Origin of the sequence: Stenotrophomonas riyadhensis, from assembly GCF_040256885.1 — a bacterium.
Taxonomy (GTDB): Bacteria; Pseudomonadota; Gammaproteobacteria; order Xanthomonadales; family Xanthomonadaceae; genus Stenotrophomonas; species Stenotrophomonas riyadhensis.
Genome location: NZ_CP155568.1, coordinates 4,680,015 through 4,703,182 on the forward strand (window position 1 = coordinate 4,680,015; position 23,168 = coordinate 4,703,182).

The 23,168-nt window shown below is 67.0% G+C and carries 21 protein-coding genes; 10 read left to right on the plus strand and 11 right to left on the minus strand.

Translation table 11 applies throughout. The features are described 5' to 3' along the window. Positions 1-63: 63 nt before the first annotated feature. Positions 64-462 (minus strand): hypothetical protein, encoded by a 399-nt coding sequence (locus tag SriyCCGPB3_RS21465; RefSeq protein ID WP_164161475.1) that lies wholly within the window; start codon positions 460-462, stop codon positions 64-66. 71 nt (positions 463-533) lie between these two features. Continuing rightward, a complete protein-coding gene (rmuC, locus tag SriyCCGPB3_RS21470) occupies positions 534-2,084 on the minus strand; it encodes a DNA recombination protein RmuC (RefSeq protein WP_110714217.1) in 1,551 nt (516 codons plus the stop codon). A 45-nt stretch (positions 2,085-2,129) separates the two neighbouring features. Between rmuC and SriyCCGPB3_RS21475 the strand changes: the two genes are divergently transcribed. Beyond that, positions 2,130-2,735, plus strand: coding sequence for a glutathione S-transferase family protein (locus tag SriyCCGPB3_RS21475; RefSeq protein WP_180854309.1), 606 nt, complete (start codon positions 2,130-2,132; stop codon positions 2,733-2,735). Positions 2,736-2,802: 67 nt separating this feature from the next. Here the strand turns inward: SriyCCGPB3_RS21475 and SriyCCGPB3_RS21480 are convergent, their stop codons facing one another. After that, the gene (locus SriyCCGPB3_RS21480) at positions 2,803-3,810 is read right to left on the minus strand and encodes a zinc-binding alcohol dehydrogenase family protein (protein ID WP_153856630.1); all 1,008 of its coding nucleotides are present in this window, start codon (positions 3,808-3,810) and stop codon (positions 2,803-2,805) included. A 91-nt stretch (positions 3,811-3,901) separates the two neighbouring features. On the opposite strand from SriyCCGPB3_RS21480, the gene SriyCCGPB3_RS21485 reads away from it, so the two are divergent. The 5 genes from SriyCCGPB3_RS21485 to SriyCCGPB3_RS21505 all read left to right on the plus strand — a co-directional run bounded on the left by SriyCCGPB3_RS21485 (position 3,902) and on the right by SriyCCGPB3_RS21505 (position 8,243). Then, the gene (locus SriyCCGPB3_RS21485; RefSeq protein WP_180854308.1) at positions 3,902-4,873 is read left to right on the plus strand and encodes a LysR family transcriptional regulator; all 972 of its coding nucleotides are present in this window, start codon (positions 3,902-3,904) and stop codon (positions 4,871-4,873) included. Between the two features lie 15 nt (positions 4,874-4,888). Next, positions 4,889-5,518, plus strand: a complete 630-nt coding sequence (gene leuE / locus SriyCCGPB3_RS21490) for a leucine efflux protein LeuE (protein ID WP_049420930.1) — start codon at positions 4,889-4,891, stop codon at positions 5,516-5,518. Continuing rightward, a complete protein-coding gene (locus SriyCCGPB3_RS21495) occupies positions 5,515-5,943 on the plus strand; it encodes a hypothetical protein (protein WP_049420929.1) in 429 nt (142 codons plus the stop codon). The genes leuE and SriyCCGPB3_RS21495 overlap by 4 nt, the downstream gene beginning before the upstream one ends. Positions 5,944-5,948: 5 nt before the next feature. Continuing rightward, a complete protein-coding gene (locus tag SriyCCGPB3_RS21500; RefSeq protein ID WP_350259712.1) occupies positions 5,949-6,638 on the plus strand; it encodes a suppressor of fused domain protein in 690 nt (229 codons plus the stop codon). Positions 6,639-6,815: 177 nt separating this feature from the next. Beyond that, positions 6,816-8,243, plus strand: a complete 1,428-nt coding sequence (locus tag SriyCCGPB3_RS21505; protein WP_153856632.1) for an amino acid permease — start codon at positions 6,816-6,818, stop codon at positions 8,241-8,243. Positions 8,244-8,335: 92 nt separating this feature from the next. Here the strand turns inward: SriyCCGPB3_RS21505 and SriyCCGPB3_RS21510 are convergent, their stop codons facing one another. Next, positions 8,336-9,577, minus strand: coding sequence for a dipeptidase (locus SriyCCGPB3_RS21510; RefSeq protein ID WP_350259713.1), 1,242 nt, complete (start codon positions 9,575-9,577; stop codon positions 8,336-8,338). 154 nt (positions 9,578-9,731) lie between these two features. On the opposite strand from SriyCCGPB3_RS21510, the gene SriyCCGPB3_RS21515 reads away from it, so the two are divergent. Beyond that, positions 9,732-10,541, plus strand: a complete 810-nt coding sequence (locus SriyCCGPB3_RS21515; protein WP_153856634.1) for a protein klaA — start codon at positions 9,732-9,734, stop codon at positions 10,539-10,541. Continuing rightward, complete coding sequence (locus SriyCCGPB3_RS21520) at positions 10,538-11,416, plus strand: hypothetical protein (protein WP_153856635.1); 879 nt, start codon at positions 10,538-10,540, stop codon at positions 11,414-11,416. Before SriyCCGPB3_RS21515 ends, SriyCCGPB3_RS21520 begins: the two co-directional genes overlap by 4 nt. 145 nt (positions 11,417-11,561) lie before the next feature. Here the strand turns inward: SriyCCGPB3_RS21520 and SriyCCGPB3_RS21525 are convergent, their stop codons facing one another. Next, positions 11,562-12,731 carry a class I SAM-dependent rRNA methyltransferase gene (locus tag SriyCCGPB3_RS21525; RefSeq protein ID WP_164161470.1) on the minus strand — a complete coding sequence of 390 codons (1,170 nt, stop codon included), beginning with the start codon at positions 12,729-12,731 and terminating at the stop codon, positions 11,562-11,564. Between the two features lie 349 nt (positions 12,732-13,080). On the opposite strand from SriyCCGPB3_RS21525, the gene SriyCCGPB3_RS21530 reads away from it, so the two are divergent. Beyond that, entirely contained in the window at positions 13,081-14,043 is a 963-nt protein-coding gene (locus SriyCCGPB3_RS21530; protein WP_010487446.1) for a TerC family protein, read from the plus strand. A gap of 106 nt (positions 14,044-14,149) precedes the next feature. Continuing rightward, the gene (locus tag SriyCCGPB3_RS21535) at positions 14,150-14,920 is read left to right on the plus strand and encodes a rhomboid family intramembrane serine protease (RefSeq protein WP_110714225.1); all 771 of its coding nucleotides are present in this window, start codon (positions 14,150-14,152) and stop codon (positions 14,918-14,920) included. 110 nt (positions 14,921-15,030) lie between these two features. Here the strand turns inward: SriyCCGPB3_RS21535 and SriyCCGPB3_RS21540 are convergent, their stop codons facing one another. The 6 genes from SriyCCGPB3_RS21540 to rpmH all read right to left on the minus strand — a co-directional run bounded on the left by SriyCCGPB3_RS21540 (position 15,031) and on the right by rpmH (position 22,913). Beyond that, positions 15,031-16,146 (minus strand): glycerophosphodiester phosphodiesterase, encoded by a 1,116-nt coding sequence (locus tag SriyCCGPB3_RS21540; protein WP_350259714.1) that lies wholly within the window; start codon positions 16,144-16,146, stop codon positions 15,031-15,033. 270 nt (positions 16,147-16,416) lie between these two features. Then, positions 16,417-17,766, minus strand: coding sequence for a tRNA uridine-5-carboxymethylaminomethyl(34) synthesis GTPase MnmE (mnmE, locus tag SriyCCGPB3_RS21545; RefSeq protein ID WP_153856640.1), 1,350 nt, complete (start codon positions 17,764-17,766; stop codon positions 16,417-16,419). A gap of 3 nt (positions 17,767-17,769) precedes the next feature. Next, on the minus strand, positions 17,770-20,442 hold the full coding sequence (locus SriyCCGPB3_RS21550) for a polysaccharide deacetylase family protein (RefSeq protein WP_350259715.1): 2,673 nt from the start codon (positions 20,440-20,442) through the stop codon (positions 17,770-17,772). 115 nt (positions 20,443-20,557) lie between these two features. Next, entirely contained in the window at positions 20,558-22,273 is a 1,716-nt protein-coding gene (yidC, locus tag SriyCCGPB3_RS21555) for a membrane protein insertase YidC (protein WP_110714229.1), read from the minus strand. Further along, positions 22,273-22,767, minus strand: coding sequence for a ribonuclease P protein component (rnpA, locus tag SriyCCGPB3_RS21560; protein WP_014039039.1), 495 nt, complete (start codon positions 22,765-22,767; stop codon positions 22,273-22,275). The genes yidC and rnpA overlap by 1 nt, the downstream gene beginning before the upstream one ends. A 5-nt stretch (positions 22,768-22,772) precedes the next feature. Continuing rightward, positions 22,773-22,913, minus strand: coding sequence for a 50S ribosomal protein L34 (gene rpmH, locus SriyCCGPB3_RS21565; protein WP_005411729.1), 141 nt, complete (start codon positions 22,911-22,913; stop codon positions 22,773-22,775). Positions 22,914-23,168: the final 255 nt, after the last annotated feature.

Genomic DNA, 23,168 nt, shown 5'->3' on the forward strand with positions numbered 1-23,168 from the left:
CCGGCAATCATGCGATCGTTCGCAAGGGTTCATGAGGTTGCCGGCCAGCGGCCGGCACTACGATCAATCCACGCAGATCGTGCCCTGCGCCTTGCCGTCATCAATGCGCTGGCGGCAGCCGAAGCTCTGGCGCACATCGCGCTGGCAGGTGCCTGTGGCGACACTGCCAGCGGCCACCTCGGCACCGGCCAGGCACTGGCCGGTGCAGTCGCTTTTGCGGCTGCAGGCCTTGCCGGCGTCGGCATAGGGAATCACGCACTGCTCGCGTTGCAGGCGGCCCAGCCGCTGCAGGGTGCCGCCGGCGGCCTGGCAGTCGACGTCACGTGCTTCGCGGTAGGCCTCGGTGGCTTCTGGGCTGGTGCCTGCGGCAGGTGCCGCGGTCGTATCGGCAGCCGGTGGTGCGCTGCTGCAGGCGGCAAGCAGCGCGGTCAGGACAAGGCTGGTGAAGCGGCGCAGGCGCATGACGATACCTGATCGGGGCGGACAGGCCGCCAGCATACGCATCGTCGATGCAGGCGGCGTGTCAGCGTGGCTCAGGCCTCGTCGCCGTCACTGCCTTCGTCCTCGCCCGCCGCATCCCCCTCGGCAAGATCGCCGAGCAGCGACTGCGCCTGTTCCGACGCCAGCGACTCCACGCCGCGCAGGCGGCGTTCGATGGTGCGCGTCTTGCGGCTGGCCTCGCCGATGCTGCGGCCAACCGTGGTGATCTGCTTCTCGGCCTTCTCGAGAATGCCGGCAAACTTGCCGAACTCACTCTTCACCGCGCCCAGCAGGCTCCACACCTCGCTGGAACGCTGCTCGATGGCCAGCGTGCGGAAGCCCATCTGCAGGCTGTTGAGCAGCGCGGTGACCGTAGTCGGGCCAGCCACCACCACGCGGTGCTCCCGCTGCAGCAGATCGACCAGGCCCGGGCGCCGGATCACTTCGGCATACAGGCCTTCGGTGGGCAGGAACATCACCGCGAAGTCGGTGGTGTGCGGCGGCGCAATGTACTTGTCGCAGATCGATTTGGCCTGCACGCGCACCGCGCGTTCAAGCTGGATGCCCTGCAGGCGTACGCCCTCGGCGTCGCCCTGTTCCTGCGCGTCCAGCAGGCGCTCGTAGTCTTCACGCGGGAACTTGGAGTCGATCGGCAGCCATACCGGCGTATCGTCGCTGCTGCGGCCCGGCAGGCGCACCGCGATATCGACCATCTCGCCACTATCCGGGCGCACCTTCACCGCACGCGCATACTGCTCCTGGGTGAGCGTCTGCTCGAGGATGTTCTCCAGTTGCACTTCGCCCCAGCTGCCGCGGTTCTTGACGTTGGTCAGCACGCGCTTGAGGTCGCCGACGCCGGTGGCCAGCTGCTGCATCTCGCCGAGGCCGCGCTGGACCTGCTCCAGGCGCTCGGAAACCAGCTTGAAGGAGTTGCCCAGCCGCGTTTCCAGCGTCGACTGCAGCTTCTCGTCCACGGTGTGGCGCATCTGCTCCAGCTTCTGCGCATTGTCGTTCTGCAGCGCGCGCAGCTGTTCTTCCAGCGTGGCACGCATCTCGGCGATGCGTTGCTCGTTGCGCTGGGTCAGCTCCTGCAGGCGCAGGCCCAGGTTCTCGGTCAGGCGCTGCTGCGATTGCGCGCCTTCCTCGCGGCCCTTGCGTGCATCGTCCACCAGGGTCTGGCGCAGCGCGCCGAGCTGGGTATCGGTACGCCCGGTGAGCTCCTGCAGCTGCTGGCCAAACGCATGGATGCGCGCTTCCTGCTGCTGGCCGAAGGTCTCCAGCTGGCCGCGCAGTTCCTGCAGCCGCTGCCCCATCAACGCGGCGCCCCGCTGCTGGCTCTCGGCCGCTTCGGCGCGCGCCTTGCGGGCATCTTCACCCAGCGCTTCACGTAGCAGGTCCAGGCGCTGGTCGGTGCGGGTGGACAGATCGGTCAGCGCGCGGGCGAAGCCATCGAGCTGTTCGCGCAGCTCGCTACGCCCGGCCCGCGCCTCCTCGCGCACGGCCTGTTCCAGGCGGTCATGCGGCGGGCGGCGCAGCAGGGCGACCAGCTGCAGGATGAGCACGGCCAATAGCAGGCCGCCAATGAGCAGATATTCGGTTTGCATGGGGCAAGTGTAGGCTGGCCGAGTCTCAGCTGCTGCGTCAGGACCATGCTCGCTCTGTACGGAAAGCCCACCTCAATCAATGTGCGCAAGGTGCTGTGGCTGTGTGCCGGGCTGGACCTGCATGTACAGCACGAGCCAGCGCCACTGCCGGACATGCTGGCCACGCTGAACCCGAACCGGCAGGTGCCGGTGCTGCGCGATGGCGACTTCGTGCTGTGGGAATCCAACAGCATCTGCCGCTACCTGGCCACACGCGGCGGACGCGAGGACCTGCTGCCCGCCACGGCGCAGGCCCGTGCACGGGTGGAGCAATGGATGGACTGGCAGGCCAGCGACCTCAACAGCGCCTGGCGCCATGTATTCATGGCGCGCGTGCGCCAGCATCCGGACTATCCGGATGACGCCCGCGCCGAGGCCAGCCTGGCGCAGTGGAACCGGCTGATGGGTGTGCTTGATGCACAGCTGGCCACTACCGACGGCCATGTGGCGGGCAACACCTTCACTCTGGCCGACATCGTGCTCGGGCTGTCGACCCAACGCTGGCGCAGCACACCCGGCCACAAGCCCGTGCTGCCACACCTCGCGGCGTGGTTCGAGCGCCTGCGCCAGCAGCCCGGTTTCGCCGAACACGTCGACAACGGCGTGGCCTGAGGCAGAGGTCAGATCCCTTTCCCAACGGGAAAGGGATCTGACCCCGAGTGCGCGGGAACAACCTGCGTTACCAGCCTTCCAGCACGATCTTGCCCTTGGCGCGGTGGCTCTCCAGCAGCGCGTGGGCACGCCGCAGGTTGGCCGCGTCGATGCGCCCGAAGTGCTCGCCCAGGGTGGTCTGCAGCACGCCCATGTCGATCAGCTCGGCCACCCGGTTCAACAGGTCGTGCTGGCGCTGCATGTCGGCGGTCCTGTACAGCGGCCGGGTGAACATCGATTCCCAGTGCAGGGACAGGGCCTTGCGCTTGAGCGCCATCACATCGACCTGGCCGGGATCATCGATCAGGCCCAGCTGGCCCTGCGGCGCCAGCAGTTCCACGATCTGCGCGTAGTGCTGGTCGGAGTGGGTCAGGCTGGCCACGTGCTGTACCTCGCTGATGCCGAGCCGCGCCAGGCCCTCAGCCAGCGGCAGGCTGTGGTCGATCACATGGTGTGCACCCATTGCGTAGGCCCAGTCCTGGGTATCCGGACGCGAGGCGGTGCCGATCACCGTCAGTTTCGTCAGCTTCCGCGCCAGCTGCACCAGGATCGAACCGACACCGCCGGCAGCGCCGATCACCAGCAGGGTCTGGCCTTCGCCCCCGCCCTCGGGAATTCTCAGGCGGTCGAACAACAGCTCCCAGGCGGTGATCGCGGTCAGTGGCAGCGCGGCGGCGGCGGCGTCATCCAGACTGGCCGGCTTGCGGCCGACGCTGCGTTCGTCCACCAGCTGGTACTCGGCGTTGCTGCCCGGGCGATCGATGACGCCGGCGTAGTAGACCGCATCGCCGGGCTGGAACAGGGTCACCTCGCTGCCCACCGCGTCGACGATGCCGACCGCATCCCAGCCCAGCACGCGCGGGCCATCGGTGGCCACGCCGCGACGGACCTTGGTGTCGACCGGGTTCACCGCCACCGCACGTACCGCCACGCGCAGGTCACGCGGGCCGGGCAGCGGCAGCTCCAGTTCGATGTCGATCAGGGCCTGGGCATCATCGATCGGCAGGCCGGCTTGGGTGTAGGCAATGGCGCGCATGGCAGCGGTCCAGTGGGGAAGGAGGCGACAGGTTGCGCCGCACGCGCTCCCACAGAAAGGCGCAGAATCGGGCAGCACTTTCACTCTGGCAATGAAGATGATCCGCTTCGACGATCTGCAGCTGTTCGTCCGCACTGCCGCACTGGGCAGCTTCTCGCAGGCGGCGCGCGAGGCCGACCTGCTGCCCGGGCAGGTCGCCGCGGCGGTGGCGCGGCTGGAACGCGAGCTGGATCTGCGCCTGTTCGTGCGCACCACCCGCAGCCTGCGCCTCACCGGCGAGGGCGCGCTGTACCTGCCGTACGCGCAGGACGTGCTGTCCACCCTGCGTGAGGGCCAGGCGCGCGTGCAGGGAGAGGACACCGAGCTGCACGGCACCCTGCAGCTGTCGGCCCCCTCGGACCTCGGCCGCAACCTGCTGCTGCCCTGGCTGAGCGCCTTCCGCGCTGCGCACCCGCGGCTGCGCCTGCACCTGCGCCTGTCCGACGAGGTGGCCGATGTGTTCCGCGATCCGGTCGATGTGGCCATCCGCATCGGCCACTTCGACGACGCCAGCTACGTCGCCCTGCCGCTGCTGGAAGGCAACCGGCGCGTACTCGCAGCCTCGCCCGATTACCTGCAGCGGCGTGGCACGCCCACCCGCCTGGAGGATCTGCGCGAGCACGACTGCCTGGTCTATCAACTCAACGGCCGCGCCTACGATCGCTGGTCATTCGAGGTCGAAGGGCGTCGCAGCGTGATCCCGGTGCGCGGCCCCCTGGTCTGCGACGATGCCGATGTAGTGCGACGCTGGGCCGTGGCCGGCGAAGGCATCACCTACAAGTCCTGGCTGGACCTGCGCGAGGACGTGCTGGCCGGGCGCCTGCAGCTGCTGCTCGACGGTGTTGGCAGCAGCATTCCGCTGCAGCTGGTGTGCCCGCACCGCAAGCAGTTCTCACCGGCCGTGCGGCAGCTGCACGCGCAACTGCGCCAGCACCTGCAACCGCTGCTGTCTGGCATGCCCACTGGCCTCACCCGCCCCCTGTCGCCAACGGCGGCACTGGCCGACAATGGCGGCCCCCCGTAACAAGAGAACGCCGCCATGCCGTGGATGGGCATCCAGGACCTGTGGACGTTTCTGGTCGCTGTGCTGGTGTTTCTTGCCCTGCCCGGCCCCGGTACCTTCACGCTGCTGACCGCCACCGGCCGTGGCGGCGTGCGCGGCGGCTACACCGCGCTGGCCGGCCTGCTGGTCGGCGACCAGATCCTGATGTGGCTGGCGTTGGCGGGCGTGGCGGCGCTGCTCAAGGCCAACCCGCTGGTGTTCCACGCGGTGCAGTACCTCGGTGCGGCCTACCTGGTGTGGGTCGGCATCAGCCTGCTGCGCACACCGAAGCACGAGAGCGGCGACGCCGGCCCGATCCGCATGCAGCCGGGCCGCTACTTCCAGCAGGCGATCCTGGTCAGCCTGCTCAACCCGAAGGCGATCCTGTTCTACATGGCCTTCCTGCCGTTGTTCATCGATCCGAAGGCACACCAGGGCATCGCCACCTTCGCTGCGCTGGCCGGCATCATTCTGGTGGTCAGCATCGCCTACTGCTCGATGCTGATCGGCGTGGGCAACCTGGCCCGTCGCCGCCTGATCCAGCATCCACGGATCAGCGATGCGCTGCGCCGTGTGGCAGGCCTGTTCCTGGTGGGGTTCGGCATCCGGTTGGGGCTGAACGGATGAAACCCTGGCCGACGGCGATGGGCGCCCTGCTGCTTCTGGCCAACACGACCGCCCCGGCGGCCACCGCACAGGATCATCGCTGCCTGAGCGGCGGCCGCAATGACGGCATCCATCTGGAATGGCGTTGGCTGGATGACGGCCAGGCCGACGTTCGCTATGCCGGGCAGCGCGAACGCCTGCTGCTGCGCCGGGTTTCAATGGAGACCACGGTGCTGGCCGAAGACCGCCCCTACCAGTTCGACAGCGTCTGGGAAGAGCGCATCAACGGGCGCCTCAACGGCCGCTACCTGCTGAGCACGCAGGGCGCGCTGGTGCTGGACCTGAGCTACGAGCGTAGCCGCGACGGACGTCGCACCACCTTCCACGATGACGTCGAGGCCTGGCAGGAAGACGGCTGCCGCTGGCCCGGCAAGGTGGCCGAGTGAGCACCATGGACGACGACACCCTGCTGGAGCGCAGCTGGGAATATCGGGAGGAGACGCTGTACCGGCGGTTGTTCGGCGATACCGGGCCGGGGATCTATCCGATCGACATGGATCTGCTGCGCAACGTCTTCAAGCAGGACCAGATCGACCCGCGCTGGCTGCATGTCGGCGTCAATGCCTGCCCTCCGCACGGTGATCGAAGGCACTGGATCTATGTCAGTTCCGGCCTGTCCAACCCCTGGGAAGGGCGGCACGAAGATGGCGATTCGGGGTTGGGCATCGAACTGATGCTTGAGACGCAGGAAGAAGCGACCTGGGCACTGACCACCTTGCGCTGGTTCACCGCGTACCACCTGCTGCTGTGCCACTCACGCATGCCCGGCAATCCGTTGGCGCCATGGGACCGGCTGAAGCTGGGGGGGCCGGTGGATCACGCAGGGAGCATGCTGCAGGCGGCCGTCTTCGTTCCGTCGTTGCATTTCCCGGGACCCCAGCAACTGCCATCGGGACGATTCGACTTCCTGCAGCTGCTGCCGTTGACCCTGGACGAGCACGCGTTCGGCCGCGCGCAGGGCTTCGAAGTACTGGTGGGCCAGTTGAGAACCCAAGGTGCGGCGCCAGTGGTTGATTCGCAGCGGGTCAGCATCGATCTGGCCCCTGCTCTCACGCTTCAAGCGCCTCCCGGCTCGCCTTGAGGGATCGAATCATTTCGAATCCTGCCAGAATTTGTGCCGATTCCGGCAGAATGCTCGGAGTACAGCCGCGCCGGTGACGCATCTGACCCTCGCATGACCCCCGTCAGTGGTAATGCTGCGCTGCGTTCGGTCACACTCGGGAACTTGTCGTTCTTAGTCACCCCTTCCGAGGCCTGCATGTCCCTGTTCCGGCGCAAGTCCCTAGATTCCGTCACCGTCCACGAAGCCGGCAGGCGTCTGATCCCGACACTCAGCTGGCCGCACCTGATCGCGCTGGGCATCGGTGCCATCGTTGGCACCGGCATCTACACGCTGATCGGTGTCGGTGCCAACCTGGCCGGCCCGGCCGTGCTGATCTCCTTCGCCATCGCCGGTGCGGTCTGCGCCTGTGCGGCACTGTCCTACGCCGAGCTGTCGACGATGATGCCGGCCGCCGGCAGTGCCTACACCTACAGCTACAGCGCGCTGGGCGAGGTGTTCGCCTGGGTGGTGGGCTGGAGCCTGATCCTGGAGTACTCGCTGGTGGTGAGTACCGTGGCGGTGGGCTGGTCCGGCTACTTCGTCGGCTTCCTCGAATGGGTCCACACCCAGTTCGGCTGGAACGTGCACCTGCCCGCGTGGCTGGCGGCCGGTCCGCACGTGGAAGGCGGCATGATCAACCTGCCCGCGATCATCATCACCTGGCTGGTGGCCGGGATGCTGATGGCCGGCACCAAGGAAAGCGCCACCCTCAACGCCATCCTGGTGGTGTTCAAGCTGATCGCGCTGGCCATCTTCGTGGCGGTGGCCCTGCCCGCGTTCGACAGCAACAACCTGCAGCCGTTCATGCCGTACGGTTTCGCCAAGTCGATCGGCCCCGATGGCGTCGAACACGGCGTGATGGCGGCAGCGGCGATCATCTTCTTCGCGTTCTATGGCTTCGATGCGATCTCCACTGCTGCCGAGGAAACCAAGAACCCGGGCCGCGACCTGTCGATCGGCATCATCGGTTCGATGATCGGCTGCACCATCGTCTACGTGCTGGTCGCGCTCGCGGCCGTCGGTGCGATGAGCTACGCGGTGTTCGGCCATAGTGCCGAGCCGCTGGCCCTGATCATGCGCCAGCTGGGCCATCCGACCGCCGCGATGGTGATCGGCGTGATCGCGATCATCGCGCTGCCGACGGTGCTGCTGGCCTTCCTGTACGGCCAGAGCCGCATCTTCTTCGTGATGAGCCGCGATGGCCTGCTGCCGCGCAGCCTGTCCAAGGTCAACGCACGTACCGGCACGCCGGTGGCGACCACGCTGTTCACCGCGGTGGTGGTGTCGGCGCTGGCCGGCGTGGCCCGCCTGGACGAGATCGCCGCCCTGGCCAATGCCGGCACCCTGGCCGCGTTCACCGCCGTGGGCATCTGCCTGGTGGTGCTGCGCCTGCGCGAGCCGAACCGCGAACGTACCTTCCGTACGCCGCTGGCCTTCGTGGTCGGCCCGTTGGCCGCGCTGGGCTGCATCTATCTGTTCATCAGCCTGCCGCACACCACCCAGCTGTATTTCCTGTTGTGGAACCTGGCCGGCCTGGTGCTGTACTTCCTGTACAGCCGTCGCCACGCGCTGATCGCGAAATAACCGGTTCACCGGTAGTGCCGGCCGCTGGCCGGCACCTCGCATCCTGTTGATACGGCCAGTGCCGGCCAGCGGCCGGCACTACCCCAGGGCGGTCAACCGCCCTGCTTTGCGGCGTAGTCCTGCGCCTGGCGCATCACCCGCAGCAGGTTGTCGCCCCAGATGCCGGCAATCTGCTTCTCGGTATAGCCCTTGCGCAGCAGCCACGCAGTGATCTTCGGCAGCTGGCTGACATCGGGCAGGTCACTCAGGCCACCGCCGCCATCCCAGTCCAGGCCGATGCCCACGTGCTCGGGGCCTACCACCTTGAGGATGTGCTCGAAGTGGGCGAAGAAATCGTCCAGGCTGGCATGGCGCACCGGATGCTCGTGGTCCAGCGCCTGCTCGGCCTTCAGCAGGGCCACGCCCTGCTCGATGCCCATTCCTTCCCAGCCGCCCAGCTGCTTGCTCAGCGCTTCTTCGGCCTGCTTGCGCTCGGGCGTCTTCGCGGTGTCGATCAGGTAGCCGCCATAGGCGTTCACCTGGATCACGCCACCGGCCTTGGCCAGCTTGCGCAGCCGCGCGTCATCAAGATTTCGCGGGTGGTCGTAGACCGCCTTGGCCGAGCTGTGCGACAGCACGAACGGCACCGGCATCATCGCCAGCAGGTCGTCGAACACCGAGTCGGACGCATGCGACTGGTCGATCACGATGCCCAGCTTCACCGCCTGCCGCACCAGGTCCTTGCCCGCCGGGCTCAGGCCTTTCCACTCGGCGCCCTTCGGATCGGTGGCCGAATCGGCGAGCTCGTTGTTGGCGAAGTGCACGGTGCTGAGTAGGCGCAGGCCAGCGCGGTGGTAGAACGAAAGCAGGCTCGGGTCTTCCACCAGCGGGCTGGCGTTTTCCATGCTGATGTAGACCACGCGCTTGCCGGCGGCCTTGATCCGCGCCGCGTCATCGGCCGTCAATGCCAACGCGAAGCGCTCGGGGTTGGCGGCCAGCATTTCGCGGATCTCCAGCAGCCGCTGCAGGCCATGGTCACGCTCCGCGAGGTGCGCGGCGGGGCTGCGATCGCCCTGATCGGTGTAGATCGCCCAGAAGCCGCCGTCCAGCGCGCCCTCGACCATGCGCGGGTAGTCCACCTGCGAAAGCGCGTTTCGGTCATGCCGCTGTTCGATGTCGAAGCCGCTGCGACCGAAGTTGGCCGGCGTATCCAGATGGCTGTCCAGGGTCACCAGGCGCTGCTGCAGGGTCTTGGCACGGGCCAGCTCCTGCGCGCTGAACTCGATGGCGTGGGCGGACAGTGGCGCGCACAGCGCCAGGGCAAGCACGACGGACAAGCGACGCAACGAAGGCATGGGCATCCACCGATATTGGGAGACGCCGACCATAGCGCCGTGAGGGTGGCCCGGGGTAGTGCCGGACGACAGCACGCGTGCTCCATTACACTCGGCGGCAGCCGCTAACGGCACTGACGGCCCCGCACTGCATTGCCCCTGGAACGGAACCTTGATGCCGCATCCTGTCCCTCCACCACTCCCCAGCGAACACCCGGTTGCCGCCGGGCCCTGCGTCGAACAGCTCAAGCGCGATGTGCTGCCGGTCCTGTTCGCCGGTCGCATCGACATCGGTCGCTATGGCCCGGCCGAACTGGCCAGCGCCAGTGCGGAGCCCGCTTGGCAGGACGGTAGTGCCAACGCGTTGGCCAAGGCGCTGGCTGAACTGGTCAGCCGCCTCTCCGAGCATGACCCCAATGCACTGCTGGAACGCGCTGGCTGGTGGGACCGGTTCACTGGCGCCGACATCGAGCAACGCCTGCGTCGACGCATCGCGCTGGGGGGAAACGGTGACGTCCTGGCCGAGATCGAACGCCAGGCGATCGCGGTGCGCGGCAGCGTCGATCGGTTGAACGCACAGCTGGAGCTGCATGACGTGCAGGGCGCCCACTTGCAGATCTACATCGATGCGGGCGTGCAGTTCCTGCAGGAACTGCCTCCGGGCAGTGGTGCCAGTGACGATCCGATGGTGCTGGATCGACCGGTGGAGCGCCTGCAGCGCCGCATCGCCAACCTCACCGCACTGCTGGCCAGCCATTCGATGAGCCGGATCCAGGTGCAGCTGGCGCGCAACCACGCCATCGAACTGCTGGACCGCTACAGCGAGACGGTGCAGATCCTGCTGCCGATCTGGCGCCAGACCATCCTCGCCCTGCACAACAACGACAACGCCAGCCCGCAGATGGTCGCCCGCGCCTCGCAGGCACAGGACCAGTTGAAACAGGCCCTGCAGCAGCTGCTGCGCACTTCCGGAGAACCGGCATGATCACGTCCCGGCCCGACCCACTGAGGGTACCGGCGGAACTGCAGCCGCGGGTCGAAGCCGTTCCCGGGCTGCGCGCGCTGTATCGCCGGGGTTCGTTCGCACGCACCCTGGGTCTGGCGTGTCTGGCGGTGCTGCCGGCCACGGCGCTGCTGTCCATGATATTCCTGCAGGGGCTGACCGGCAGTCCGCCCTCGGCACACGTGCCGGCCGGCTACGGTACTGATCCCGGCACGTCTGCCATGCTGCTGCTGGCCAGCCTGATCCTCTTTGGCGGGTTGCTGTTCTGGATGGGATTCGGCCTGCGCAGGGTGCTGCTCAACCGCGGCGTACGCCACTTCACCTTCTCGTTCGTGATTGGTGGCTCGTTGCTGGTCGGCTTGCTGTTCGGCAACGGAATCGTCAGTCCCGACTTCAGCCGGGCTGACGCTGGCGATGGCACGAAGCTCGACAGCAGCCAGCTCGGCAAGCTCATCGACAGCCCGGGTTTCACGACACTCAGCCCGCAATGGCAGGGCTACCTGCAGGCGCAGCGCTCGCTGGCAAGACCCAGCATCCCCTTGAACGATATCGGCCAGGCCATCGCCCGCGGCGAGGACATCGGTATCGCGGTGCCCGATGTCATCCGTGCGCGCTTTGAAGCCAAAGCCAAGGTCCCCTATTCGGTGCGCAGCCAAGCGTGGCTGCGTGACCATTGGCTGCGCATGGGCGCGCTGCACTTCATCGGCACAGCGATCGCCTGGTCACTGCTGCTGCTGGTCATCGCTGGCATCGGCCTGACCACCCTGGGCTATCACGTGCGCGGCCGGGCCCGGGTGATCAACGGCCTGCTGCAGCAGTTGCAGGCGCCACCGGCACAGGCGGGCGCGCAGCCCTGAGGCGCGCGCCGCCGGTGATCAACCGGGCAATTCCCTGGCGCTGCAGGCGGGGGGCCATGGATTTGTAGAGCCGAGCCATGCTCGGCTGATCTGATCTGGCCAAGCACCGCGCGCGTCGAGCAGGGCTCGACTCTACAGGTTGGAATCAGTCCACCACGCGGCAGAACACGGCCTTCAGGTAACGCGATTCCTGCACGTGGGCCATGAACGGATGATCCGGACCGGCACCGGCCACCTTCAGGATCTGGATCGTGCGGCCGGAGAAATAGGCCGCGCGGCGCAGCATGTCGAGGAACTGGTCCTCGGCCACCAGGCCGGTGCAGGAGAACGTGGCGAACAGGCCACCGGGCTTGACCACGCCCAGCGCCAGCTTGTTCATGTCCAGGTACTTCTTCAGCGCGGTGATCACCTGGTCACGGTCGCGGGTCATCTTCGCCGGGTCAAGGATCACCACGTCGTACTGCTCGCCGCGGTTGGCGGCGTCGCGCAGCCACGGGAAGATGTCGGACTGGATGAACTTCGGGCGCACGTTATTCAGGCGCGAATTGCCCTTGGCAATCTGGATGACGTCTTCATCGATGTCGATGCCGACCACGTCCGAGGCGCCGCGCGCCGCCGCATACACCGCAAAACCGCCGGTGTTGCAGCACAGGTCCAGCACGCTCTTGCCTTCCACCTGCTGGCTCAGCCACTCGCGGTTCTCGCGCTGGTCGGCGAAGAAGCCGGTCTTGTGTGCACCGGCCGGGTCGGCGCGGAACTTGATGCCGTACTCGGTGATCACCGACGCTTCGGTGGTGGTGTTGCCGTGGAAGTCGAAGCTTTCCTGCTTCTGCACGTGCTCGTCGGCGAAACTGTGGAAGCGGCAGCCCGGGAACTGTTCGCGCAGGGCGTCGTAGATCCATTCGCGGTGGCGGAACATGCCGGCGGCGAAGAATTCGACCACCACCAGGTCGCCGTAACGATCGACCACCAGGCCGGACAGGCCGTCGCCTTCGCTGTGCACCACGCGCCAGGCGTCGGACACCGCATCGAGCTTCAGCACCTCACGGCGCAGCGACACCGCCTGGGCGATCTTGCGCGAGAACCAGCCGGCATCCACCGGCACGTTCTGGTCGGTTTCGAGGATGCGCACGGCAATGCGCGAGTGCCCGTTGTAGAACCCGCGGCCAATGAACTCGCCATCGATGCCGACCACGTCGACGATGGAACCGGGCTTGGGCCGGACGGTCGGCTTCTCGACCAATTTCTGGAAGATCCACGGGTGGCTGGAACGCCACGCATTCTTGAGGCGGACAATCGGAAGGGGGGTATTCATCCACCTATTGTAAACCGGGCACCGGGGTCAGATCCCCGCAGGGGCTCTGACCCCGGCCGGCATGCCAACCAAGGTTGGCACCTACCAGAGCGGGGACCCCGGCCACCCGGCATTTGACGGCAGCCCGGCCAGGCCGCAGAATCGGCGCCAGAAGGGGAGTAGCTCCCAGACGTTGTCGCCGTCATTTCGAGCCCGCAGGCTCCGGTGCAACGGCAGTTCCAGCCGACTGGAACTGCGAGCGAGACCTTCGCCGTACTGGCGAAGCTCTGTCCCTGGATCCCCCTCCCGATCCTCCGTTGCAGATCCTCGCCGTCCGGCCTGGCATTCATCTTTCCAACGGACATTCCCAATGCAGACGATCGGTAACGTGTGGTTGTGGGGCGGCTTCGCAGCGGTGGTGGTCATCGCCCTGCTGGTCGACCTCGTGTTGATGCGCCATGGTGGGCCGCACAAGGTCACCTTCAAGGAGGCCCTGTGGTGGTCCATCGGCTGGGTCGCGCTGGCCCTGCTGTTCAATGCGGGCCTCTGGTACTACCTGAATGAGACCGCCGGCCAGGTGGTGGCCAACAAGGTCGGCCTCGAATTCCTGACCGGTTATCTGGTCGAGAAGGCGCTGGCGGTCGACAATATTTTTGTCTTCCTGATGATCATGAGCTACTTCGCAGTGCCGGAGGAGCAGCGCCAGAAGGTGCTGATCATCGGCATCCTGGGCGCGATCGTGCTGCGTACGATCATGATCTTCGCCGGCAGCGTGCTGATCAGCCAGTTCCATTGGCTGCTCTACGTGTTCGGTGCCTTCCTGCTGTTCACCGGCTGGAAGATGTGGTTTGCCGCCGGCCAGGAGCCGGACCTGGAGACCAACCCGGCCCTGCGCTGGATGCGCAAGCACCTGCGCCTGCTGCCGGATTACGCGGGCAATGCGCTGAGCGTGAAGCGTGATGGCGTGCGCTGGTTCACTCCGCTGTTCGCGGTGCTGATCCTGATCGCGGTCACCGACGTGATCTTCGCGGTGGACAGCATCCCGGCGATCTTCGCGATCACCACCGACCCGTTCATCGTGCTCACCTCCAACGTGTTCGCGGTGCTGGGCCTGCGCGCGATGTTCTTCCTGCTGGCCGGCATGGCCGACCGCTTCCACCTGCTGCCGTATGGCCTGGCGCTGGTGCTGGGCTTCATCGGCATCAAGATGATGATCATCGACCTGTTCAAGATCCCGACCCCGGTGTCGCTGGGCGTGGTGGCGGTGATCATCGCCGCGACCGTGGTGCTGAGCCTGAAGTACCCGCCGAAGGAAGGCGAAGGCCAGGCCTGAGCCCGACCCGCTGGATGGCACGGCCGGTGGGATTGTCCCGCCGGCCGTTTCCACTCTCCCGCCGCGGTGGCCTTGGTTTCGCGCCAACCACCGCCATTGCTGAGGTATGAACAACAACGCGCCCCTGCCCGCCGGCGACGCGCCGGCGCCCCGCAATGACCGCTCACGCATCCTGCGGGCGTTCAATGTCAGCCTGGCCGCCGTGCTGGTACTGGTGGCCGTGTTCGCCCTGCAGGGCACCTTCGACTGGCGACCGTGGGCGGTCGCGCCGCTGGAAGCCAAGGGCCTGCTCGGCCTGATCGGCGGCCCGATGCTGCATGCCTCGGTCGAGCACATCGCCGCCAACAGCATCGCGATCCTGATCCTCGGCACACTGGCCGGCAGCGTCTACCCGAAAGCCACCGTGCGCGCCCTGCCCCTGCTGTGGCTGGGCTCGGGCATCGGTGCGTGGATGCTGGGCAATCCGGGCAGCGTGCACCTGGGCGCCAGCGGCGTCACCCATGGCCTGATGTTCCTGCTGGCCAGCCTCGGCCTGCTGCGCCGCGATCGCGCGGCGATCGCCACCGGCCTGATCGGCATGCTGTTCTACGGCGGCATGTTGATGACCATCCTGCCGCACGCCGACGGCGTGTCCTGGCAGTCGCACATGGGCGGCGCCTTCGCCGGCATCATCGCCGCACTGCTGTTCCGCAACGCCGACCCGCTGCCGCCGCGCCCGCGCTACAGCTGGGAAGATGAAGAAGACGAGGTCGAGCCGCTGGCCGACGACGAGCTGGAACCGCCGTCACCGCAGCGCGTGCCGGTGCTGTGGCAGCCGCGCGAGGGCCAGGACTACGTGGTGATCCCGTTCCGTCGGCCGGAAGACCCCCGCGGTTGAGGTGACCGGTAGTGCCGGCCGCTGGCCGGCAACCTCATGAACCGGTAGTGGCCGACCTTGGTCGGCACTCCTGGCGTGTGCCAACCAAGGTTGGCATCTACCAGAGCCCGTCAGTTCGCCGCATTCCCCGCCGCGCCCATCCCATCCACCGCCTGCCGGCCCAGTGCCGGGTCGTCGGTGAAGAAGGCATCGATGCCGGTGGCCAGGTAGGCGCGCATCTCGGCAATTGACCCCTCGGCATTGCGCGCGTTGTCGGCGCCCTTGCGCAGGTTGCTGGCCTGGAAATGGTTCTCCGGGCGGAAGGTATACGGAATCACCATCAGGCCCACTGCATGTGCGTCCTGTACCAGCGTGGTCGGTGTCCCCAGTGCACCCTTGGCGTCCAGCGGAATGATCGAGCGCAGCTCCGGGCCGATGCTGTCGGCGTAGCTGGCAATGTCCTTCAGTCCGGCCGGCGTCATCATCTGCGCGTAGGTCAGCGTGCCACCGGCCTTGGCGATGTCGGCCGGCTGCGTATCGCCCTTCCACAGCAGCTGCAGCAGGCGGATGTTGCTGCCCCGCCCGATCTTGCCGCGCAGGTAGCGCAGGTTGGCGGTCTCGAACGACTGGATGGTGACCGGGCCCACGTTGGTATAGGCGTTGCCGCGCAGCGCGGTCAGGAGCTTGTCTTCCATCGGCAGGCCGATCGACTGGAAGTAGGTCGGATGCTTGATCTCCGGCACCAGGCCGATGCCGCGGTTGGCGCGGCCGGCCTGTTGCACCAGGAAGGCCAGGATCTCGTCGAGGCTGGCGATGCGGAACTGGCCATCGTAGGCGGTGCTGCGCAGTTCCGGCAGGCGCTCACGCGCGTACAGCGTCTTCAGCTCGGCCAGGGTGAAGTCTTCGGTGAACCAGCCATCGACCTTCTGCCCGTCGATGACCTTGCTGGTCCGGCGGCTGGCGAATTCCGGATGCGAGGCGACATCGGTGGTGCCACTGATCTCGTTCTCGTGGCGGGCCACCATCACCCCGTCCTTGGTCATCACCAGGTCCGGTTCGATGTAGTCGGCGCCATCGGCGATGGCCTGCGCATAGGCCGCCAGGGTGTGCTCGGGCAGCAGTGCGCTTGCCCCGCGGTGGCCATAGACCGACACCTTGTGCGCGGCCGGGGTGGAGGATTCAGCACTCATGGCCACCGATGGTGCCACGGCCAGCGACAACAGCAACGCACAACCCCACGACTTCACTGCGACTTCCCCAAGCGGTATGTGATGGGCGTCAGTATGCGGCGGCAATGTGACAGGCGGGGGACCCCATGGATCCGGTAGTCGCCGACCTTGGTCGGCGCTCTGCCAGCCGGCGTCCATGACCCCGGACGCCCTGTGCCAACCAAGGTTGGCACCTACCAGAGCGAAGGTTGGCACCTGCCAGGGCGAAGGTTGGCGCCAGCCAGAGCATGAGCCGCGCGATTGATCGATGACGGGGTCAGAGATCCCTCCGGGGATCTGACCCCGACCTTACTTGCCGATGCAGAAGCTGGAGAAGATCCTTCCCAGCAGGTCATCGGCACTCATCTGCCCGGTGATCTCGCCCAGCGCGTCATGCGCCAGCCGTAGTTCCTCGGCGGCCAGTTCCAGGTGCTCATGCGCCAGCTCACCATCGGCGCGCTGCGCATGCTCCTGCGCGCGCTCGATCGCATCGACGTGGCGGGTGCGTGCGGAGAACTCGCCGTCCACCTGCTCGCCTGCCCCGGCCGACGCAATCGAGCGCAGGCGCGCGTGCAGATCTTCGAGTCCGGCGCCGGTGGCGGCGGAAACGAACACGCGGTCCGGATCGTCCAGCGTCGGCAGCGCCGTCAGCAGATCCGACTTGTTGTGGATGTAGACCTTGTGCGGCACCGCCGCCACGGCATCGCCCAGCGCTGCTTCGCCGGCCGCCGGATCGCGCGCATCCAGCACGATCAGCGCCAGGTCGGTGCGCTCGATTTCCACGTGCGCGCGGCGCATGCCTTCGCGTTCGATGGCGTCGCCGCCGTCGCGCAGGCCCGCAGTGTCGACCAGGGTCAGCTCCAGGCCGTCCAGGCGGATGGTCTCGCGCAGCGTGTCGCGGGTGGTGCCGGCGATGTCGGTAACGATGGCGCGCTCGCTGCCGGCCAGCGCATTGAGCAATGAACTCTTGCCCGCGTTCGGCGGACCGATCAGCACCGCATGCAGGCCGTCGCGCAGGCGACGGCCACGTTCGGCATCCCGCCGCAGCAGAGCAAGATCGCCGCGCGCCTGTTCCAGGCCACGGCGCACCTGTGCGCCACCGAGGGTATCCAGCGGTTCGTCGGCGAAGTCGATGGCCGCTTCCACATGGATGCGCAGCAGCACCAACTGTTCGACCACGGCCTCGATGCGGCGCGAGAACACGCCGTCCAGCGAACGGCGTGCAGCGCGCGCGGCACGGTTGTCGCCCGCCGCGATCAGGTCGGCGATGGCCTCGGCCTGGGCCAGGTCGAGCTTGCCGTTGAGGAACGCACGTTCGCTGAACTCGCCCGGGCGCGCTTGGCGTGCACCGAGCGCGATGCAGCGCGCGACCAGTTGCTGCAGCAGCACGGGGCTGCCATGGCCCTGCAGTTCCACCACCTCTTCGCCGGTGAAGCTGTTCGGTGCCGGGAACCACAGCACGATGCCATCGTCGATGACCTCGCCGTCGGCATCACGCAGGCGCGCGTAGTGCGCGTGGCGCGGACGCAGTGCAGGTGCACCCAGCGCATTGGCAATCGCTGCGGCACGCGGGCCGGACAGGCGCAGCAGGCCAACACCACCCGCGCCGGGCGCACTGGCGATGGCCACGATGGTGTCGGTGCGGATCGCGTCGTTCATGGCTCAGAGTTTCTCCAGCTGCGCACGCGCCTGGGCCGCGCCGCTGCCCTGCGGCTGCAGCGCCAGGTAGGTGGTGTAGGCCTGTTTGGCCTTGGCCTTGTCGCCGGCGTTGAAGTAGGCGTCGCCCAGGTTGAGATAGGCCACGGCGCGCGAGGGGTCGATCTTCAGTGTGTTCTCCAGCCAGCGCGCCGCTTCGGCATAGCGCTGCTGGCGGTAGTAGACGAAACCGAGGTTGTTGGCGGCCTGGGCGAAGTCCGGGCGCAGCTTCAGCGCCTCGGTGAACTGCGCGGCCGCCTCGTCGTACTGCTTCTCGCGGTACAGCTGCAGGCCGCGGTCGTTGGCCTGCTGCGCGCGCTGGCGGTCGGATGCCGGGCCGGCGGTGGGCACCACCAGCTTGGCCTTGCCACCCTGCAGGTCGGCCACGGTCACCGGTGCCTGGCTGCCCTTGGCCTCACTGGCCGCATCCACCTTGTTGTTCAGCGCGATCGCATCGGCGGTCAGCTGGCGCGTATCGGCGTTGAGGAATTCCTGGCTGTCCGGCACCTGGAACACGAACTCGCCGCCCTGCGAACCGGGCAGGCTGCCGAAGGCCGGGGTCTGGTGCGAGACCGCCGAGACCGCCGGCGCCACGTAGGCGGCCAGTTCGGTACCGGTGATCAGGCCATCGCCGTTGAGGTCGCCCTTGCCAGCCAACGCCTGCAGCAACACCCAGGTAAACACCGAGTGACCATTCGGGCCGGCATCGGCCACCTGCTGGTCGGCACCGCCGGCGGTCAGCATCTGCCGCGCGCTGCGACGCGCGTTCTCGCGCAGGAACGACGACGACGACGGGCCGCCACGGGTCAGGCCGAGGCCGCTGTAGCAGGCATCCATCACGAACATCACATGCTTGGCCTGCATGCTTTCGGCGATGTTCTGGATGTCGGTCATCGCGATCGCGTCGGTGGCGAATTCCTTCGGATCCGAATCGACCGGGATGATGTAGCCAAGGTCGCGCCCGGAGGCGAGCTGGCGGGTCGCGCCATGGCCGGCGAAGAACACGAAGACGCGATCGTTCTTGCCGGTGCGGTCGTCGGCCAGGCGGTCGTGGAAGGCGGCCAGGATGTTGTTGCGGGTGGCCTGCTCGTTCTTCAGCACGATCACCTGCGAGGACGGGAAGCCGAACTGCCCGGTCAGGGTATCGGCCACCGCCTGCGCATCGTGGCTGGCGTACTCCAGCTTCGGCCATTTGGCGTAGGTGTCGATGCCGACCACGATCGCCCAGGACTTCTCGTAGCCGGTGGTGACGGTGGCGGCACTGGCCTCGCCCTTGCGCGCGCGGGCAACGGTGAACTCGCGGCCATTCCAGCCGGCGAACTGGTAGCCATCGGCGATCAGCCGGTCGAGGATCTGCGGCAGCGCCTTCACCGCACGGTCGTGGATGTCGTGGAACAGGATGATGCCGCGCTGTTCCTTGTTCACCTGGTCGAGCACGCGCTGCACGATCGACTCCGGCACCGGGTCGGCCCAGTCCATCGAGTCGATGTTCCACATGATCGACTTCAGCCCGGCTTCGTTGAGCAGCTGCAGGCCTTCGGCGTTGCGCGCGCCGTACGGGAAGCGGAACAGCGGCGCGCGCTTGCTGTCGACGTCCTTCAGCAGCGTGTCGGTGTCGAGTACCTGTTGGCGCAGCGCATCCCCGGTGGTGCGCGACAGCTGGGCGTGGGTCAGGCTGTGGTTGCCGACCGCATAGCCGTCTTCCATCAGGTTGCGGCTGATCTTCGCCATCGGGCCGAGGCTGACCTTGCCGTCGGCCTCGACCTTGCCCAGGTTGCGACCTACCTCGAAGAACACGCCCGGCACGTCATAGCGCTTGAGGATGGCCACCACTTCATCGGTGTAGGCCTTGTGCGGGCCATCGTCGAAGGTCAGCACCACGGTCTTGGCCGGCAGGTCGCGGCCGAAGATCTCGCGGTCGCTGTCCTTCATCGACATCGGGTACGGCTCGATCACGCCATAGTCGCGCAGGATCGCTTCGCGGCTGTAGTCCTGGTGCAGGTGGGCGATGTAGTCGTCCCACTTCTCACGCTTCAGCTCGATGGCACGGGTGCGCTCGAAGCGGCTGAAGATGCGGGTCAGTTCCTGGTTGTAGTTGCGCTCGATCTCGTCGAGCGCCTCCAGGTCCTCGCCGACGCGCTGATGCAGCTTCACCGCCGGCAGCGACGAATCCGTGCCAATGCGCTCATGCAGATCACGCAGCACTTCGCGGAAGGCCAGGCGGTCAGCGTCGAACAGTTCCGGCGCCGACTCGATGTAGTCCAGCACGGTGCCGAGGGTGGCGAAGCGCTGCGGGCTGGTACCGCGCAGCAGGGTGTCGAACTGCGCGGCGATCGCCGAGCGTTGTTCCAGGCCATCGTGGAACAGCTGCTGTCCCACGCGCGTGGAGGTGCCGCGGTCGGCGGCCGACTGCTGGTCCTCATCGGCCAGCAGCACGATGATCCGGCGGTAGCCGTCGAGCTGCTTCTGCAGCGCAGCCAGCAGCGGTGCCGCGGCCGGATCGGCGGCGGCCGCAGCCTGCGCGCTGGGCTGGGTGACCGTGGTCGTCGGCGCCTTCGCGTCCTTGTCGCCGCAGCCGGCAACAACCAGCGTCAACAACAGCGAGGGCAGGAACAGGCGGAACGACGACGCACGCGGCATGGTGGACTCGAAGGTGGGAGGAACGGTGTGCCGGCGATTCTAACGCCGCATGCGAAAAGCCCGCCTTGCGGCGGGCTTCTGCTGGGGTCAGCCGGCCAGCGGCCGGCTCTACCGATTACTTCTTTTTGACCGGGGCCGGCGCGGTGGTGGCCGGGACCGGCTCGCCGCCATGGCGCTTGGTCATCCACCACTGCTGCAGCAGGCCCAGGCCGCCGTTGACCACCCAGTACAGGACCAGGCCGGACGGCATGAAGGCCATCATGACGCCGAACACCAGCGGCATGAACTGCATCATCTTCTGCTGCATCGGGTCCATGCCCGGTGCCGGGGTCAGCTTCTGGGTGAACCACATCACTGCCACGTTGATCACCGGCAGGATGAAGTACGGGTCGCGTGCGGTCAGGTCCTGGATCCAGCCGAACCAGGGCGCCTGGCGCAGTTCGACCGATTCCACCAGCACCCAGTACAGGGCGAAGAAGATCGGCATCTGGATGAGGATCGGCAGGCAGCCGCCCATCGGATTGATCTTTTCCTTCTTGTACAGCTCCATCATCGCGGTCTGGAACTTCTGGCGGTCATCGCCATAGCGTTCCTTCAGCTGCGCGATGCGCGGCTGGAAGCGGCGCATCTTGGCACCGCTCTTGTACTGGGTCGCCGACAGCGGGTACAGCACCAGCTTCAGCAGCACCACCAGGCCGACGATCGCCCAGCCCCAGTTGCCGACCAGCTTGTGCACCTGGTTCAGCACCCAGAACAGGCCCTGGCCGATCACCGCCATCATCGAGAAGCGGCTGTAGTCGACCACGCGGTCCAGGCCCGGCACGTCTTCCTTGGCAATCAGGTTGACCAGCTTCGGGCCGACCCACAGGCGGGCTTCGGTGCTGGTGGACTGGCCTGGGGCCAGGGTGAAGGCCGGGCCACGCGCTTCGATCAGGTCACGACCGGCCACCTGCGACAGCACGTAATGCGCGGTCTGGTCCTTCTGCGGGATCCAGGCGGTGAAGAAGTGGTGCTGCAGCATCGCCAGCCAGCCGCCGGTGATGTTCTGGTTCAGCGTGCCGTCGTCCAGGTAGTCCTTGAACGCACGACGCTGGTACTTCTTGTCGTTGTCGTACCAGGTGGCACCGTTGAAGCTGAACGAATCCGGGTTGGTCATGCTCCGCGACAGGATGGTCGGGGTGCGGTCCAGGGTGCGGTAGACATAGCCGTTCCACGGTGCGGCGCCGGCGTTGCTGACTTCATCCTTGAAGCGCACGGCGTACTCGTTGCGCGAGACGGTCAGCGTGCGCTTGATGGTCACGCCATTGTCGGCGGTCCACACGAACGGGATCTGCAGTTCGTTCTGGCCCTTGGCCAGCACGAAGTCGGTGGTGTCACCGACCAGCTTGAAGCCGTCGGCGCCCGGCACCGGGGTGTTCTTGTCTTCGCTGGCCCAGCCACTGATCGCGCTGTACGGATGCGCGGGATCTTCGGTCAGCAGGCGAACCGGCGGGCTGCCTTCGTCCTTGGTCTGCGGGAAGTGCAGCAGCTCCGCGTCGAGCACGCGGCCGCCATCGAGCACCAGGCGCAGCACGTCGGTGGTGACGGTCACGCGCTGGCTGGCCGGGGTAGCGCTGGCCTGGGCCTGCACGGTGGCCTGGCCGGGGGCGCCCGGCACCTGGGCGCTGGGGATCGCGCCCGGGGTCGCACCCGGAACGCTCTGTGCGGCGGCCGGGGCCGACGTCGTCGTCGGAGCCGGGGTCGGAGCAGCCTTTTCACGGCTCCACTCCATCCACAGCAGCACGGCCACCATCAGCCAGGCAAAAATGAGGAATACGCGGGTCTGGTTCATCAGCGGACAGGCTCGGCGGGGCCGGGACGCGATGCCGGCTCGGTCAAAGAAGGAGTTGCGATGCCATCAGGCGGCGGCATTGTGCCGTCCACGCCCGGCGCGGGCAATGCACGCAGGCGACGCAGCAGGCGCAGGAAGGCCTGGCGGATCTCGTCGTTGCTGGCGGAACGCGCAGCACTACGAGCCACGACGACAAAGTCGCCTGGCTGGATATCGGTACGTGTCTGACGCAGGATGTCGCGCAGGACGCGCTTGATCCGGTTACGCCCGACGGCGTTCGGATCAACCTTGCGGGAAACCGCCAGACCCAGCCTGGCCGGCCGGTCAGCCGGCAGCCAGTGCAGGGTCATCAGCGGATCGGACACACGGCGGGCGCCGTTGAAGACCGTTGAGTATTCGGCACGCGTGCGAACCCGCGCAGAGCGAGGGAATCGCTTGCGCGGGTCTGCAGTATTCACTGTCGAAGGGATTGCGTCTGCCGCGAGGTGCGGCATGGCAATCAGGCGCTCAGGACTTTGCGGCCCTTGGCGCGGCGACGCGACAGGATCTTGCGGCCGTCAGCGGTCTTCATACGGGCACGGAAGCCGTGGTCGCGCTTACGCTTGAGGTTGCTGGGCTGGTAGGTGCGCTTCGTGGCCATTGGGGGCCTCTCGTATGAATGGGACGGAAAGAACCGGAAATTCTAGAGAGGTACCCCGCCCCAAGTCAACCCCTGGCAGCTACGCGAATTCACTGGGCTGTGCAATAGCTGTGGATGTTTTTGTGAATAAGTAGGGGACAAGCATTCCGAAGGCAGGCGCTCGGTGGTAGTCTGAGCCATCCATTTCCCCCCTTTCCGGCCTGTGTTTGGGCGCCTTGTCGCGTCCATGCCCCGGCCACCGGACGATTATTGCTG

What these genes read in the sequence shown, in the direction of transcription:
- SriyCCGPB3_RS21495 (WP_049420929.1), top strand. Translation starts at nt 5,515, where the DNA reads ATGAAACCCTGGCCGACGGCGATGGGCGCCCTGCTGCTTCTGGCCAAC.
- SriyCCGPB3_RS21550 (WP_350259715.1), bottom strand. Translation starts at nt 20,442, where the DNA reads ATGCCGCGTGCGTCGTCGTTCCGCCTGTTCCTGCCCTCGCTGTTGTTG.
- SriyCCGPB3_RS21525 (WP_164161470.1), bottom strand. Translation starts at nt 12,731, where the DNA reads ATGAATACCCCCCTTCCGATTGTCCGCCTCAAGAATGCGTGGCGTTCC.
- rnpA (WP_014039039.1), bottom strand. Translation starts at nt 22,767, where the DNA reads ATGCCGCACCTCGCGGCAGACGCAATCCCTTCGACAGTGAATACTGCA.
- yidC (WP_110714229.1), bottom strand. Translation starts at nt 22,273, where the DNA reads ATGAACCAGACCCGCGTATTCCTCATTTTTGCCTGGCTGATGGTGGCC.
- SriyCCGPB3_RS21505 (WP_153856632.1), top strand. Translation starts at nt 6,816, where the DNA reads ATGTCCCTGTTCCGGCGCAAGTCCCTAGATTCCGTCACCGTCCACGAA.
- SriyCCGPB3_RS21465 (WP_164161475.1), bottom strand. Translation starts at nt 462, where the DNA reads ATGCGCCTGCGCCGCTTCACCAGCCTTGTCCTGACCGCGCTGCTTGCC.
- SriyCCGPB3_RS21535 (WP_110714225.1), top strand. Translation starts at nt 14,150, where the DNA reads ATGAACAACAACGCGCCCCTGCCCGCCGGCGACGCGCCGGCGCCCCGC.
- rmuC (WP_110714217.1), bottom strand. Translation starts at nt 2,084, where the DNA reads ATGCAAACCGAATATCTGCTCATTGGCGGCCTGCTATTGGCCGTGCTC.
- SriyCCGPB3_RS21500 (WP_350259712.1), top strand. Translation starts at nt 5,949, where the DNA reads ATGGACGACGACACCCTGCTGGAGCGCAGCTGGGAATATCGGGAGGAG.
- SriyCCGPB3_RS21485 (WP_180854308.1), top strand. Translation starts at nt 3,902, where the DNA reads ATGAAGATGATCCGCTTCGACGATCTGCAGCTGTTCGTCCGCACTGCC.
- mnmE (WP_153856640.1), bottom strand. Translation starts at nt 17,766, where the DNA reads ATGAACGACGCGATCCGCACCGACACCATCGTGGCCATCGCCAGTGCG.
- SriyCCGPB3_RS21475 (WP_180854309.1), top strand. Translation starts at nt 2,130, where the DNA reads ATGCTCGCTCTGTACGGAAAGCCCACCTCAATCAATGTGCGCAAGGTG.
- SriyCCGPB3_RS21480 (WP_153856630.1), bottom strand. Translation starts at nt 3,810, where the DNA reads ATGCGCGCCATTGCCTACACCCAAGCCGGCCTGCCGATCGATGATGCC.
- SriyCCGPB3_RS21530 (WP_010487446.1), top strand. Translation starts at nt 13,081, where the DNA reads ATGCAGACGATCGGTAACGTGTGGTTGTGGGGCGGCTTCGCAGCGGTG.
- SriyCCGPB3_RS21515 (WP_153856634.1), top strand. Translation starts at nt 9,732, where the DNA reads ATGCCGCATCCTGTCCCTCCACCACTCCCCAGCGAACACCCGGTTGCC.
- rpmH (WP_005411729.1), bottom strand. Translation starts at nt 22,913, where the DNA reads ATGGCCACGAAGCGCACCTACCAGCCCAGCAACCTCAAGCGTAAGCGC.
- leuE (WP_049420930.1), top strand. Translation starts at nt 4,889, where the DNA reads ATGCCGTGGATGGGCATCCAGGACCTGTGGACGTTTCTGGTCGCTGTG.
- SriyCCGPB3_RS21510 (WP_350259713.1), bottom strand. Translation starts at nt 9,577, where the DNA reads ATGCCTTCGTTGCGTCGCTTGTCCGTCGTGCTTGCCCTGGCGCTGTGC.
- SriyCCGPB3_RS21520 (WP_153856635.1), top strand. Translation starts at nt 10,538, where the DNA reads ATGATCACGTCCCGGCCCGACCCACTGAGGGTACCGGCGGAACTGCAG.